Below are 14,597 nucleotides of genomic sequence, written 5' to 3'. Positions count from 1 at the left end.
TCCCCACAAAACGGATATCCACTCCCTCAAACCTGCAACCGCATCGGAGCACGCGCAAACAAAACCCGCACGCCCACACAAAGCTCTTTCAACCGGCTGAGAAGGAGAGGGGAGTCTAGAAAAAATACCTGCGCGCGTCAAGAACGACTGTCTTTTCGCTCCAAGCCCGCCGCCACCAGCGCCCGGAACAAAGGGTGAGCCCGGTTCGGTCGAGAACAAAATTCCGGGTGGAACTGCACGCCGAAAAACCACGGATGCTCCCCGTGCTCCACCACCTCCACTGCGCCACAGTCTGAATCCACTCCCACCGGACGCAACGCGCTCGCCTCAAAGCGCGCTCGATACGCCGCGTTCAACCCATAGCGGTGCCGGTGCCGCTCCCAGACCTCCCCCCTACCGTACAGTGCACGCGCGCGCGAACCTTCCGCAAGCAGACAGCGATACTGTCCCAGACGCAGGCTTCCACCCGTTGGGGTATCTACACAACCGGGCAAAAGATCAACAACCGGGTGAGGGGTGTCTATCGCAAATTCTCGAGAGTGTGCACTTGCCAGCAACAGTACATTGCGCGCAAATTCAATGACTGCAATCTGCATCCCCAAGCAAATGCCAAGATAGGGCAGGTTCTGCACACGCGCGTGCGAAACTGCACAGATCATCCCTTCAATCCCCCGCACGCCAAAGCCACCTGGAATTACCAGCGCATCTGCGTCCGCAAGAGCGTGCGCAGCGTCCTGCACGCTGCAGATTTCCTCTGCGTCTATCCAGCGCATGTCCACTCGCGCACGATGGCAAATACCCGCCGCCGTCAACGCTTCGCTCACGCTCAAATACGCGTCCGCAAGCGACACATACTTACCCACCAGCGCCACCGTAAGCTCCCGCTGCGGATAGTACAGTGCACGGACCATTGCGCGCCACGCCGTAAGATCTGGCTCTGCCCCCTGCCCTGCTGCAGGATGCAGACCACCGTCTGTACGGACCGTCCCCCCCGCTCCCAACACAGCCGACTGCGCGCCTCCTGCACCGAGATTACGCGCCACCTGCCCCCCGCAGCAGGTATCAAAAAGACGCAAACGCTCACACAAGAGCGCTCCCAGCCCTTCTGCTTCCAAAAGGAGCGGCACCTCATAGATAGAACGAGTCGTCACGTTCTCGACAATAGCACGCCGCTCAACATTGCAAAAAAGGCTCAGCTTTTCGCGCACCGCATCCGTGATGTGACGCTCGCTGCGGCACAGGATGACATCCGGCTGCACACCAAGTCCTAGCAGCTCCTTTACGCTGTGCTGTAGCGGCTTGGTTTTCATTTCACCACAACTGGGTAAGTAGGGAACTAAACCCAAATGAATAAAAAGACAGCGCTCCTTCCCCAGAACACGCCTGATTTGACGAATCGCCTCGATGAACGGAAGCGACTCTATGTCACCGACGGTACCACCGATTTCGGTGATAACCACCCGAGCCCCCGTGATAGCAGCAGCGGCGCGAATTCGCGCCTGGATTTCATCCGTAACGTGAGGAATAACCTGTACGGTAGCACCTCCGTATCCTCCCGCGCGTTCACGGTCCAAAATAGCCCGGTACACGCTCCCCGCAGTCGTGCTATTGAATCTACTTGAAGGCACGTCCGTGAAGCGCTCGTAATGGCCCAGATCCAGGTCCGTTTCGCCGCCATCTTGCGTGACAAACACCTCCCCGTGCTGATAGGGATTCATGGTACCGGGATCCCCATTCAGGTAGGGATCAAACTTTTGATTCACCACGGATATACCCCGGCTCTTAAGCAAAAGTCCGATGGCACCTGCGGCAATACCCTTGCCCAGCGAGGAAACTACACCGCCTGTAATAAAGATAAAAGCCGGATCCATACGGCACCAGTGTAGCGTGTCCATGCGTTTTTTAAAAGGGAGCACCCTGCCTCTCCCCTGCGCCTGTAGGGTGGACTGTCCCATCGGCTTGCATCGAACATTGCTTTCGAATACCATGGGCCCCGTGAACGCGCGCGCTGCCCTCGCTCTTGCCATGGTCTTCACTTTCCAGAGGTTGTGCGCAGAAGAACGTTTCGTTATCTCCACTGAATACTTCGACATCATCTACACCGAGGCCTCGACTGAGTCTGCGCGTATACTGGCGAAGCACGCTGACCGGTACGAAGAACAAATCAGCCTCATGCTCAATCGGGTTCCTGACAAGAAAAAACGCACCACCGTCGTCCTGTATGCCCACACACAGGATGCAGGCGGGTCTTTCTCTTCCAAACCGTCAAGGAAAATAATCATCAACGATACGCGCGTTCCCAATCTGGGTTTAGGCAGTTTTAAGGATTCGCTGCTGAGCATTTTTTACCACGAGCTTACGCATAAGATTTCTCTCGATTTCTTCATGCCGCTACTCCCTCCCCTCTTTACCGAAGGGGTTGCAGTCGCCCTTGAAAGCAACGACGGCACGCAAGGGCGACTGCACGACCCGCTGACAATGCATTACTTAATTCAGAACAAACTGGAAAACGTCTCCCCCTCCTGGAGGGAGGTTGCCGAGCTCAGATACAACTACCCCCACGGTATGCCCTACGTGTATGGGGGAAAATTCACCGAATACCTGCAGAAAATATACGGCAAGGAGCGGTGCGCCCGGCCGTGGCAGAACTCCTGGCGTCTCTTTATTCGACACCGTTTTTGGGACGTTTTTCAAAAGGATCTGGGAACTGCGTGGAATGAGTTCATCGACAGCATTCCAATCCCGGAGAAGGTGGCACAGCCGCAACTCCTTTCTGAACGGGAAGCACAGGGTCACTACGGTGCACGCAGCGCTGCGCCGACGGGCTTCGCCTATTATGACCGTGACCGTTACGCGGTGCGTTTCCGTGACAAAGCAGGTGGGGTGCGCACGCTATTCTCTCATGACAACACGCTGCATCATCTGAGCTTCTCCGAGGACGGACGCTATTTGGCAGTATCAGACACCATTGACACGTGGAGCGAGCGCACGCACCGAGTACGCGTTTTTGACACACACTCAGGCTCGTTCTCGCCGGAGGTATACACTGGCGCGTCCGAAGCTTGCTTTGTGGGGAACGGGCAGAAAATAGTATTCGTCCGGGTGCAGGGGCAATACTCGCGCCTCACGCTCAAGGACCGCACAGACCCTACCTTCGAGAAGGTGTTGTACGAAGCAGGTCCTGGTTTGCCATTCGGTGCGCTGTACGCGCCGGCGTACGCCGGTGACGGCACCGTCGCCATTATTGGCGCACGCGGTATGGAGCGTAACTTGCTTTTCATCCCAGTGGACGACAGGCCAATGACGCAGGTTCCGCGCGAGCAGATGCCACACGCAATGCGGGAACTGCAGTCGCAAAAGATCAAAGGCTCGTGGACGCTCACCTTTAGCTGGGCAAATGTGAACATGCTCTCTCGCCTAGGTTTTTACGACGTGTCCCGCCATACCTTCAGACTAATGGACCAGGACGTGTCAGGGGGGGTGTTTGCACCGGTGGTGTACGAGGCACTGCCTGCTGCGGTGCACGAAGAGTCTGCAGCAGAGGCGACCATACGCGGTGAAGAGCCGGTTGTGCGTGTGGCCTACACCGGCAGACACCGCATGCACATGAGCCAATACCAGCGGGATGACCGCGCCCTGCGCGAGCGGCGGGTGTCGCTGGTTCCCTTGCACCCGGCAGAGGCGGAGGAGCAGTCGCGCCCCGCCACGCTCATGGTTAACGGAGAGTTCATAGCAGACGTGCACGAAGCCGACCGCGGCAGACCGTACCGCGCAGCTCAGTGGATGTGGCCTCCCACGTTCTCACCCCGCTTTGTGCCGCCAAACAGCTTCAGCCTCACAGACCTTGGACACACCGGACTGGGAGTGAACATGAAGTTTGCCGATCCGTTTGGGCTCGTGGAGGTGAATCTCCAGTCGGTTTCTCATTTCTATCCGTTTTTTACCTCGCTGGGGCTGAAAAGCTCTTTTTACGTGGGCAAAACCACGTACGCCCTGCGTGCGTATCACGAGATAGACACCGGAGGGTTCCGGTACACTAAGCTCGGCGGGGCCTTTGAAACGCTGACAAACTTCCCTATGCAGGATGACCGAAACGCGTTTTTTGTGCGAACTGCCGTGGGGGTAGACTCCTACTCCTGCCTGTGCGCCAATGGCGGGGGTAACGGGAATTGCTGCGGCAACAACGGGGGGCAGCAGTGCTGCGCCTGCAATGGACAGGGCGCAAACGGACCGCATTATTACAAGAGCCTTGAAAGCCCCTTCATTCAGGCACAGGTGGAAATGGGGTATAGCTTTTCTCAGCGTGCAGAGCGCACGGGAACAAACTGGTTTGTGGCGGACGTCACGGGGGTGAGCCTGAAGTTACACGTTGCAAATAGCTTTGACACCGGCAAAACAGAAGACGCGGTGCTCGTGCAAACGAAGGGGTCATTCCGCCTGCCGGTGGTGCCCCTACGGGTGGGCGTCAGCGCGTACGTTGGGTATAACGCCGGGTGGCGCGGGGGCAAAGGAAACATTCTGGCGAAGCATCCAGTGTACGGCTTTCCCGGTCCTACGTATTTACCCAAGCTCGCAGGGGTTGATGATAAAGAGGGCTCGTGCAACAAAAGCAAGAGTGCAGGGTTCGGCGCTGAAGCAGTGCTCACCATCTTGGACTACGACATCAGCATATACGATCCCTATCTGCCCGTCTTCTACCGAAATATTGTTTGGAACGTAAGCTGCGAGTACGTGCTCAATGCGCCAGACTTTTCCTCACCCAAACACCTGTGCGTTGCAAGCACATCACTGGTTTTGGAGTTTGACCTGGCGGATGTAAAAGTACGGGCCGGGGTTCAGTACGGCTTCCAACTTGCAGAGACGCAGAGCGCCAAAACCCCCGGTTTCAGCACGATTTTTTCCATGGCCTCGTAGGAAGGTTCCCCCGTGGCGTGTGCAAAGCGCGCTACGGGGGCAGCGCTTCGGCAAAACGCGGGAGCTGGCTGTCTGCGCTCTGGCAAGGGTTTTTCTATGCATGAAACGTCCTACAAACCTATCCACCGGCTGTCCCCTGACACCGCTAAAAAAATCGCCGCAGGAGAAGTCATCGAGCGGCCCGCCTCCGTCGTGCGCGAATTGCTCGAGAACGCACTCGATGCAGGCGCCACCAAAATCCATCTGGAAATTAACGCAGGCGGCTGCGCGCTCATCCGCGTGAGCGATAACGGCCACGGCATGTCCCCCCAGGATTTGTTGCTATGCGCTGAAGCACACACCACGAGCAAAATATCGTCTGCAGACGACTTATTGCAGCTGCGCACGTTAGGCTTCCGGGGAGAAGCACTCGCCTCCATCGCCGCAGTCAGCCGCCTGCACCTTACGAGCACCCGATCAGGGCCCCTCGCGTGGCACTACCAGCCAAAGGCTGCAGGCACCGCAGCGCACGTACCGTCGGTGCCGCAGGGCACCGAGGCAGGCGTGCTAGAGCCTGCAAGTCTTGAGCGAGGCACCGTCGTACGCGTCGAGCAGCTTTTTGAAAACTTTCCTGCGCGCAAACGCTTTCTCGGACGCCAAAGCGCAGAGACCACCCTGTGCCGCAGCGCACTCATCGACGTCTCCCTCGCACATCACCCCGTGGAGTTTCGCTTCACCGTCGACGGAACGCACAAGCTCACCCTGCTCAGTCAGCAAACCCGGAAGGATCGGTGTCTTGAAACGCAAATGCTCAAAGGAGATCCTGCGCTCTTCCACACCATAGAAGGAGGTGACTGCTCGTTTCACTTTCACCTTGTACTTTCAGAACCCGCCATCTGCCGCAGAGAACGCCGCGGTATTTTTACCTTCGTCAACGGACGACGCATTTTTGATTACGGTCTTGTCCAGGCACTTGTGTTAGGAAGCGAGGGATACTTCCCCAATGGCACCTTTCCGGTCGCCTGCCTTTTCCTCACCGTTAACAGCGAACGTATTGATTTTAATATCCACCCTGCCAAAAAGGAGGTTCACTTACAGGACTATGCTCACATCCGCCACACACTCAGCCGCAGCGTTGCGCACTTCTACCGTCAGTGCACTATTGCTCACTACGTACGTGCAGAACCTGCCCACGCACCTGCCACTCAGGGCAACGCGCCAACACATTCCTCACCCCCCTGCACCGGCGTACGAGAAGAACCCGCCGCTCCCTGCGCGCACACACCCCGGTACGAATCTCTGTTCCCTCTACCCGTGCAGCATGCGCACCTGCTTCCTCCGTCACCTCCTCACATCTCGTGCGAACACGCGCGCGATTGCACTCACCCAGCCCCCGCTGCCGAAGGAGATGCGCCTGTGCACAACCATACCCATACAGGTGCATTCAAAGTACTCGGACAGGTAGCAGGAACATTCATCGCCGTAGAACGCAACAATGCTCTCTACCTTATCGATCAACACGCAGCACATGAACGCATTATTTTTGATACGCTACAGCGGAACCTTGGCACTGCACAAATACTTCTTATTCCCTACCACATTCACCCACGCTCGGATGAAGAGGCGCGCATCATGCACCGCGCCTGCACAGAACTTTCTCCTGCAGGATTTCGATTTCACGAAGAACCAGACGGTTCGTGGCACGTAACTGCGGTGCCGCTCCACTGGCGGGGGAGCGAAGAGCAACTTGCACACGATATCCTCTACTCAGGAAAAAACGCGCACGACATCCTGCGCCACGTCCTCGCTACCTGTGCCTGCCGGTCTGCGTGTAAAGACGGCACCATTCTGGATGACGCAACGCTCCACTCGTTAGTGGAGCAGGCTTTTGCATTACCACAATCGAGGTGTCCCCACGGACGGCCCATTTGGATTGTCATTGGCCGAGACGAATTGTTCAAACGGATCAAGCGCACGTAACGCGCTGCAGATACGCAAAAAGAAGCCTGCTACGTCTGCGCTCTCCGCGTCGACACGGGGAAGTGCGCGGTGTGCACACAAATACCACCAGTGAGAGGATGTACGGCAGCGCAAACAGTACACCGGTGGGCACCACGTGAGTGCCCTGCAACACGTCACACATGTGTTCAATACCGGAGAAAAAAATCGCCGCCGGCACACACCACATCATCCGCTTGCGTGCAAGAAAAACAATTGCAAGTGCCGTCCATCCTCTGCCTGCAGCCATCTGCGGGGTGTACGTACCGACACGCAATACTAACAGTCCCCCCGCACACACCGCACACACGCCTGCTACCGCCCACGACACCATCCGATACCGCGCCGCGTCAGTTCCCCGCACCTGCAAGGCTAACGCATCTTCCCCAGAGTGCATAAAATTGATACCCACGTTTGTAGAGTACAGATACAGGTGAAAAACCCACACCAGTGCAAAGGCCACCGCAGTCCCCCACAGGGAGTGAGGTAAAACGCGGGTATGTGCAAGAGAAACATGAGTGAAAGAGACACCATGCGCTGCCGTGTCCATCTGCATCGCAGAAGCTGCAGCGCGTGCAAACATGCTGGACGCACCAAATGCGCTCATCCCCATTGCAGAAAAGTGCACTGCTATGCCCGTTAAAAACGGATTTGCCCGCATACGCTCCGTACCCACGGCCACAAAAAATAAACACAGCGGCACCACACACACGGTAATACCCAGTCCACCCCAATAACTTCCCCATACCAGTGCGAAAAACGCTATGCAAAAGGACGAGAAGGTAATCACCCCTTCCATAAAAATTCCCAACACTCCCGCGTATTCTGTTGCGAGCGCTCCTGCTGCAGCGCATGCAAGCGGTGCTGCGCGATGTAATATTGCTATCACTGTGGTGCCTATCACTCCCATCGAGACCGCCTATGATGTGTATCATGTACAGAAAGCGCATGACGTCTGCGAGTTCTGTGCTTTTCCCCACGAAAACAAAAAACGGTGACAAGGAATCGATATACCCGGCGTGCGCCTCGCCGCACTGCATTCCACGGTGCGGACCATTGTGCAGAAATAAGCAAAAAGATCGCCGCCTGTAAAAATAGCACCACATTTACCGTCAGGTGCGCACCAAGTACTGCAGCTTCAGAGGCTGTCTCCATCCACGCGAAAAAGAACGCAAGCGGTACGAGTACCGTAATGCGTGCATGGGCAATTAACGCGTGCGCTAAGGCTGCGTAACCCATCCCCACAGAAAAACCCACATAGCAGGTGCCAAACAGCCCAACTACAGAAAAAAATCCGGTAAGCCCAAACAGCGCCCCTGAAAGCACCATTCCCCACACATAGGTGGCCCATACGGGAAACCCTACAAAACGCCCAAATTCGGGGGCCTTTCCGCATATGCGAAACTGATATCCTACGCGGGTGTACGAAAAAAAACACCCAACTGCGAGTGCTACTAAGGACGCATAGGTCAATACGGCCGGCACACCGAACAAAGACGTCTGTTGCTGCAATATAAAATGCGAATGAACCGGCGCAGTTGCCAGCAAGTTCCCCGCAGGATCACGCGTAACCGTTATAATCAACGCATCGATGAGAGGCACGCATGCGGTGGATAACAAAAAGGAAGTAATCATTTCGCTAGTTGCCAGCCATGCTTTTAGTATCCCAGAAACACAGGCTAATATCCCCGAGACCGACAGCGCACAGAGGAGCGCAACACTCCATTGCAACAAAAAGCCCACACCCCAGTACTCACGGAGCAACAGTGCGGTGACAAAACCTGCAGCATAGATCTGGCCATCACCACCTAAATTGATCATTCCTGTTTTTAGCGCGCAGCTCGCCCCCAGTGCCATACAGACAAACAGTCCTGCTTTGTGAAACAGGGCACGTATGTAGCCACGGGTAGAAAAAGGTTTGAGAAAAAACGCTGCCAAAGATACGGATGGATTTTCCGAGCACAGAACAATCACAGCACTCATAACTGCAACACCGAGCAACACTGCGATACACGAATTGATCACCCGTTTCACGTATGAGAATCCTGAGACGGAGACGGAGTGCCTGACACTTCAGCACACAACGTACCTGCACGTAGCAAGAAACGTTCTGTGCACAACGCACGCCACTGTGCCTGATGCTGTTCGCGCGCAAGGAGCACAAGAGCAGTTCCTGCCTGTGCTACCTGGCGCAGACGTGCAAGCAAGCGCTGCTCACTGGCGCTATCCAATCCCTCTGCAGGTTCTGCCAAAATGAGGAGACGCGGACGCGTTGCAAGCTCACGCGCTAAAATAACGCGCTGCAACTGTCCTCCTGAAAGCGTGCAGGCAGGCTGCAACGGATCGCAGTAAATTTCTTCTTCTGCAAGAAGACGAGCAACAAAGCGTATCTGGGTGCGCACACGCGTGCGCCACGTACGCAACGTGTAGGGAACGAGCAAATCAAAAAGAGTTAACTGCATTGAGGCACCGCGCTGTATGCAATTAGACGGCACACACGCAACCCCGTGTGCCCGCAGCAGCGAGGGCGTATTGCGCTGGAGGGGGAGACACCACACCTGATCGTGCTCCTGCAAAAGAATATTCCCGGTGCAGTGCGTACGCGACTCCCCAGCGTGCATACCACACAGTATATCTTCCAATACGTGCACACCATCTTCTGGCGTACCGACTATCCCTATGATAGCAGATGCGGCCACAGAAAACGAAATATCTGTGAGCGGAACGTCTGCGTGTTTACTCACCTGCAGCGACTCAACGCGCAACACCCAAGGACGAGCAGAAGATGTGCGCGGCACAGTTGCGCACGACTGGGTATCTGACAGAGAGGAAAAAGAACTTACGGCAGAAGAAGTCACCGTTGATGCGGACATGAGCGCACAGGACACTTTCTGAATACATTCATTCACCTGATGCGCAGAACAGTATTCGTCTAAAAGATCCGTACGCAGAAAACTGCACGCTTTTCCCCCTTCTATCAAAGAAATACGCTGTGCCCATCGCAATGCATCAGCAAATCGGTGCGTCACTACTATCACTCCGCCACCACACCGGGGCGCGTGCGAAGAACGCACAAAAAACTCTTCAAGATGAGAAAAGAAAACCGCACGCGATTGCGCCGGAGCACACCGCGGCTCATCCAGGATGATGAAACGCGGATTGCGAAACAATACACAGAGCAACGATACAAAAAACCGCTTGTCTGCACTCAAACATGCAACGTATTCTTCCTTCTTCAAGGGCATACGCCACTGGGCGATAATGCGATCTATGCGTTCTCTCACCTGTGCACGGCGCACCCACCGCACGCCGGTGAGTGCAGCACTACCCATCACTACATTTTCAAATACTGTTGCGCGTTCTGCAAATACCGGTTGCTGGTGCACTATGCCAATTCCTGCACGGAGCGCATCGAAGGGTACGGAGAAGCGCTGCTCCTTTCCATCCAGACGGAGCTGCCCGTGCGTCGGCACGCAAAAGCCCGAAAGAATATGCGCAAGCGTGGATTTTCCTGCACCATTTTTTCCCAACAACGCGTGAATTTCACCGGTAAAAAAGGAAAGATTCACATCGCTGAGCACGCTGTGCTCAGCGGCGTCCGTCTCACGCGCGCCCGAACACGGGCCATGCGCTGTGTGCGCATCGTCGACTGCGCGCCTTCCAGGGTGACCGAACATACCCCAGACCCCGCGCTTTGAACGCGGCATCACGCGCGGGTAGGTTTTCCCAATATGGTGAAGCGAGAGCACACCGCGCGCAGATGCCCTAACGCTGCGCTCAGCTATCATCAACGCACCGGCAACGTAAGCTCACCGCTTTGAATACGCCTGAGCAACGCAGACTGCCGCACACGAATCGGTTCGGGTACCGTTTGCAGGTACAAGGGATCCTCTTCAATGAAACGTACGTACCCGTCTTTCACCCCCAATGTCCAGGCTCCTGCAGATGGCAGTTCACCGCGAATGCAGCGCAGCGTCTGCTCATACGCAAGACGCTCCTGTTCCATAACGGAACTGCCAACTACGTAGCCCGGTGCCCTCGCATAGCCGTTATCGTCAAACCACGAAACATAAAAACCGAGCTCCCGCGCGGCCGCAAGTACTCCCTGATTCGCACCGCCGCAAATTGGCATCATAACATCCACCCCTTCGTGAAAGAGAATCCGTGCGAGGTCTGCACTTTTTGCAGCGTCATACCAGTTCCCCACCACGCGCACATCGACTTCAAAGGCAGGATCTACTGCACGGGCACCTGCGAGAAAGGCAGGAATAATAGTCTGGGTCATCACCGGATACGACTGCCCCGCAATAAGACCGATTTTTTTATCTGCATTTGCAAAGCGCATAGCACTCGCACTCACTAACGCGGAAAGGTGTCCTGCAAGGTAGGCTTGCTCCCACTGGTTATAGCGAAAGGTAATCAGCGAGTGCTCCTGCGGCGCGTAGGCATCTAGAACCAAAAACCGCTGCAGGGGAAATTGACGCAAAATAGGCTCAAGGACGTGCGGGAGTGCAGGGTTGGAAGACACAATCAAACGATAGCGCTGCTCTGCAGCAAGATGCGCCAACTTTTCGCGCCAGAGCGCCTGGTTCGGCCCCGCTTCGATGATATCAAGCCCAATGCTGCGCCCTGCCGCGCGCTCCTGCGTAACTGCACGCTCAACACCGTCACACAACATTGCATACACAGGACTGTCGTGACGAAAACCTGGGACAAAAACGGCAATACGCACCGCGCGCTCATCTTGCACCGCAGGCCTACACGAAAAGCAAGTAAACACTGCAATGAGCGCACTGAGAGCACGCACCGCACCGTTCATAACACCTCCCCCCAAAAATCCCTCTCTCGCGTAGGGTGCACCCTACCGGCACCCACAGCCTGAAAAGACCAGAGCACTACTCCTCACCCCTGCCCCCAAACGCATTGCACCACCCAGAGAGAAGGAGAAAGACTAGTTTTTCACGCGTTCTTGAAAAACGTAGCATCCGCTAAACTCTGCGATCTCACGGATGCTTTTCATCCAATATTCCGCTTCTGTACGATTAGTAAAAGGACCGACACGCACACGGTGACGCAAGCCTGCACCCGTGCGTTTCGTGAAGATTTCTGCTTTCATGTGTCTAGCTGCAAGCACACCCCGAGCACGCTCGGCGTTGAGCTTACTTGAGAGCGAAGCGGCTTGCACCCAGAAAAGGACAGAAGGAGCAGCAGGCTGCGTGGACGCACCGCGCACGCGCGCATCCCGCTGTGCAACAAGCGGAGCACGGGTACGAGTAGCGGGAGGCGACTTGGCAGACGCTCGGTCACTCCGTGCATGCTTTGACGCACCCTTTGACTCTGCAGATTCCCGAGTGTCAGAGGCAGGAGAAGTTTTCCTGTCCTGCGCCGCGTCTGTGCGCTCAGCACGCGCCGGAGGAGAAACATCAAGACTTTTCGCACGAGCGGTAGGGACATCCTTTACCACCGTGAGATCAGGAATTGCCCTCTGTGTTGGCGCAGGAGTCTTCCCCAGCTCAGGAATTTTTTCAGGATTTTTTAGCCATAAGCTCGGATCCACCGACGGGTGCTCAGGTACGTCACCACGCTCAACATAAGAGGACACGTCGGTCACTCCTGCAGAATTAGAAGAATAGGTAGGAGAGTACAACAAAAGCGCGACGCCAAAAATAATGAGCATAAACACACTCAGGGAGATGACAATCCACAAAATTCTCTTCTGTTCCATATTTACTCGCCTAAAACACCCCTGCGCGTCAGAATGCAATCGACTTTTCGCGCCAATGACGCAACACGCCCACAGTTGGCCACCGTGTAGGTATCGGCGTTTTGCGCGATGCTTTGAGCATAGAAACCCTTCTGCGCAGAAAACCTGCGTAAAAGGTGAGTAAAAGATACTCGTTCCCGTTTCTTACATCGCCACATGCGCAGTATGCTTGGCGCCCATATGTACAAAACAAAACTACAGGCTTGTAACAGTTCTGTTTTATGCAATGTCGGCGCATTCAGTACTATCGCTTTTGGACGCGCAGCCTGCGCGCGCGCTATGTCTTCACACAAAAGACGGGTAACTTTCGGTAACAAAAACTCTTCGTGCTGCTGCAGTAGTTTAGGCTCAGAGAACAGTAACACACCCAAATGCGCAGAGTGCAGGCCGCCATCTTTACGCCGTAACGAAAGGCCGCGCGCAGCCGCAGCCACTTGAAACCGCTCTACTATAGAGTCGCCGTAAGATTCCAAAAGTTCACGCGTGCGCGCATCCGCGTCAATACAGTAACATCCCCGTTCTGCAAGCAGGCGCGAGACCACATTCTTCCCCGCACCACTTCGACCGATGACACCAATTAGTGGACAAAACCCGCGCACAGCGAGAGCGTAACATCAAACACGCACCGTCCTCAAGTGTTCAGAATGTGCTGAACACCCGATATTCCTGCGTATCTTGCGCTGACTACCCCTGTGCCTCACGCGCAGCACGCAAAAGACGCTTCTGTGCATACTGTTCGTGTCTGGCACGGTTGGGAATAAACTCACGCTTGAGACGACACAGCCGTTGCGCTGCTGTTTGCATATCCGCATCAAAACCCAAGGCAACACACGCGAGCGCCGCGTTTCCTGTCAGTTCTGCGTCATGAATTTCTGGTAACACAAAACAACGCCCACTGACATCAGCCTTAAGCTGCAACCAACGACTATCCTTTGCCTGTCCACCTGAAACGGTGTATACCGGTTGCAACTGGGTCACAGACTCCAGATACTCCAGACCTGCACACACCTCAAAGGCAAGATCCTCTACCAGCTGTCTCCCTTCTCCCACCGCGGTGGGGGGATACGCATCATGCAGCTGAAAAGGTAACGCCATAATTTGACCCATCCGTTCCCCAAACCCTTGAGCATGGGTGCGCCGCATATAAGAGGCAAAACGACTCCCTGAATCCGCAATTAAAAACGAGATATTCCAAAAATCTGCTCTCAAAGACGGTAACACGCGGACTCTTGCATCCGCAGACCCGATCGCAGGAGGCAGACGAACACATACATTTAACCCCTCGCTGGATCCTGCCCGATCGCATCCGCTCCCTGCATGTAACGTATTTGTTCCAATGAGTGCTGCCGCAAAGTCCGGCGCGCCGCAGACTACCGGTATTCCCCGATAGGAGGCAACAATTGAGCCAGGAGCCACGAACGGCGCAAAGAGCGTTTCAGGTAACGCACACGCGCGTAAACTCTCAGACGTCCAGTACGTCGGCATGTAACGTCGCTCTGGTAATACCGTAACCGCACACCCCGTGAGTCGATATATCAAGTATTCGTGAGAAGAAAGAAAAAACTGTACATCACGCGCACAAAAATGCAATCGCTGCAAAAGGAGCAAAACCTTTGGCAAAAAAAGAGAAACACCGCACCGGGGATCAGACGCCCCCGCTTGATTCCACAAAATCAGTTGATCCTCGGCATGACTCTTCTTGTGCACGGCAACGACGCTCGGTCCATTGCCCGAAATAGTAATGGCAATAACGTGATGCACGGCACGCAACCGCTCAAACACCGTAAAAAATGAACGCACCCAATCCTGGGCCTTCACCGGCTGAGGAAAGAACACGCGCTGGTACTGTAACACCTTTCCATCTTGGGAAATAATCGCCGCTTTTAGGGAAGACGTACCGATGTCCGCGACAAAGATCCCCGAACCCATGTGCGTTGCGACG

Annotated in this window: 10 protein-coding genes; 2 read left to right on the top strand and 8 right to left on the bottom strand. The window is 55.3% G+C overall.

Annotation, left to right across the window (positions count from 1 at the left end):
• Positions 1-137: 137 nt before the first annotated feature.
• Complete coding sequence (locus TPCCA_RS01505) at positions 138-1,871, bottom strand: CTP synthase (RefSeq protein WP_013944970.1); 1,734 nt, start codon at positions 1,869-1,871, stop codon at positions 138-140.
• Between TPCCA_RS01505 and TPCCA_RS01500 the strand changes: the two genes are divergently transcribed.
• Both TPCCA_RS01500 and mutL read left to right on the top strand, forming a co-directional pair.
• On the top strand, positions 1,798-4,914 hold the full coding sequence (locus TPCCA_RS01500; protein ID WP_013944969.1) for a WD40 repeat domain-containing protein: 3,117 nt from the start codon (positions 1,798-1,800) through the stop codon (positions 4,912-4,914). The genes TPCCA_RS01505 and TPCCA_RS01500 overlap by 74 nt on opposite strands.
• A gap of 12 nt (positions 4,915-4,926) precedes the next feature.
• Positions 4,927-6,873 carry a DNA mismatch repair endonuclease MutL gene (gene mutL, locus TPCCA_RS01495; protein WP_013944968.1) on the top strand — a complete coding sequence of 649 codons (1,947 nt, stop codon included), beginning with the start codon at positions 4,927-4,929 and terminating at the stop codon, positions 6,871-6,873.
• Here mutL and TPCCA_RS01490 read toward each other — a convergent pair.
• The 7 genes from TPCCA_RS01490 to TPCCA_RS01460 all read right to left on the bottom strand — a co-directional run bounded on the left by TPCCA_RS01490 (position 6,860) and on the right by TPCCA_RS01460 (position 14,584).
• Positions 6,860-7,801 carry an ABC transporter permease gene (locus TPCCA_RS01490; protein ID WP_013944967.1) on the bottom strand — a complete coding sequence of 314 codons (942 nt, stop codon included), beginning with the start codon at positions 7,799-7,801 and terminating at the stop codon, positions 6,860-6,862. The genes mutL and TPCCA_RS01490 overlap by 14 nt on opposite strands.
• On the bottom strand, positions 7,792-8,925 hold the full coding sequence (locus tag TPCCA_RS01485; RefSeq protein ID WP_013944966.1) for an ABC transporter permease: 1,134 nt from the start codon (positions 8,923-8,925) through the stop codon (positions 7,792-7,794). The genes TPCCA_RS01490 and TPCCA_RS01485 overlap by 10 nt, the downstream gene beginning before the upstream one ends.
• On the bottom strand, positions 8,922-10,682 hold the full coding sequence (locus tag TPCCA_RS01480) for an ATP-binding cassette domain-containing protein (RefSeq protein ID WP_041609985.1): 1,761 nt from the start codon (positions 10,680-10,682) through the stop codon (positions 8,922-8,924). Before TPCCA_RS01480 ends, TPCCA_RS01485 begins: the two co-directional genes overlap by 4 nt.
• On the bottom strand, positions 10,679-11,710 hold the full coding sequence (locus TPCCA_RS01475) for a BMP family ABC transporter substrate-binding protein (RefSeq protein ID WP_041610030.1): 1,032 nt from the start codon (positions 11,708-11,710) through the stop codon (positions 10,679-10,681). Before TPCCA_RS01475 ends, TPCCA_RS01480 begins: the two co-directional genes overlap by 4 nt.
• Before the next feature lie 132 nt (positions 11,711-11,842).
• Entirely contained in the window at positions 11,843-12,655 is an 813-nt protein-coding gene (locus TPCCA_RS01470) for an SPOR domain-containing protein (protein ID WP_013944963.1), read from the bottom strand.
• On the bottom strand, positions 12,619-13,254 hold the full coding sequence (locus TPCCA_RS01465) for a dephospho-CoA kinase (protein WP_013944962.1): 636 nt from the start codon (positions 13,252-13,254) through the stop codon (positions 12,619-12,621). Before TPCCA_RS01465 ends, TPCCA_RS01470 begins: the two co-directional genes overlap by 37 nt.
• 85 nt (positions 13,255-13,339) lie before the next feature.
• Entirely contained in the window at positions 13,340-14,584 is a 1,245-nt protein-coding gene (locus TPCCA_RS01460) for an FGGY-family carbohydrate kinase (protein ID WP_013944961.1), read from the bottom strand.
• Between the last annotated feature and the right edge of the window lie 13 nt (positions 14,585-14,597).

This window comes from Treponema paraluiscuniculi Cuniculi A (genome assembly GCF_000217655.1).
Classification (GTDB): Bacteria; Spirochaetota; Spirochaetia; order Treponematales; family Treponemataceae; genus Treponema; species Treponema pallidum.
Note: the sequence above shows the minus strand (reverse complement) of the source record. Positions and strands in the feature narration are given on the sequence as shown.

Coding starts and splice junctions, on each gene's coding strand:
- TPCCA_RS01500 (WP_013944969.1), top strand. CDS start 1,798: ATGGCACCTGCGGCAATACCCTTGCCCAGCGAGGAAACTACACCGCCT.
- TPCCA_RS01505 (WP_013944970.1), bottom strand. CDS start 1,871: ATGGATCCGGCTTTTATCTTTATTACAGGCGGTGTAGTTTCCTCGCTG.
- TPCCA_RS01490 (WP_013944967.1), bottom strand. CDS start 7,801: ATGGGAGTGATAGGCACCACAGTGATAGCAATATTACATCGCGCAGCA.
- TPCCA_RS01475 (WP_041610030.1), bottom strand. CDS start 11,710: ATGAACGGTGCGGTGCGTGCTCTCAGTGCGCTCATTGCAGTGTTTACT.
- TPCCA_RS01460 (WP_013944961.1), bottom strand. CDS start 14,584: ATGGGTTCGGGGATCTTTGTCGCGGACATCGGTACGTCTTCCCTAAAA.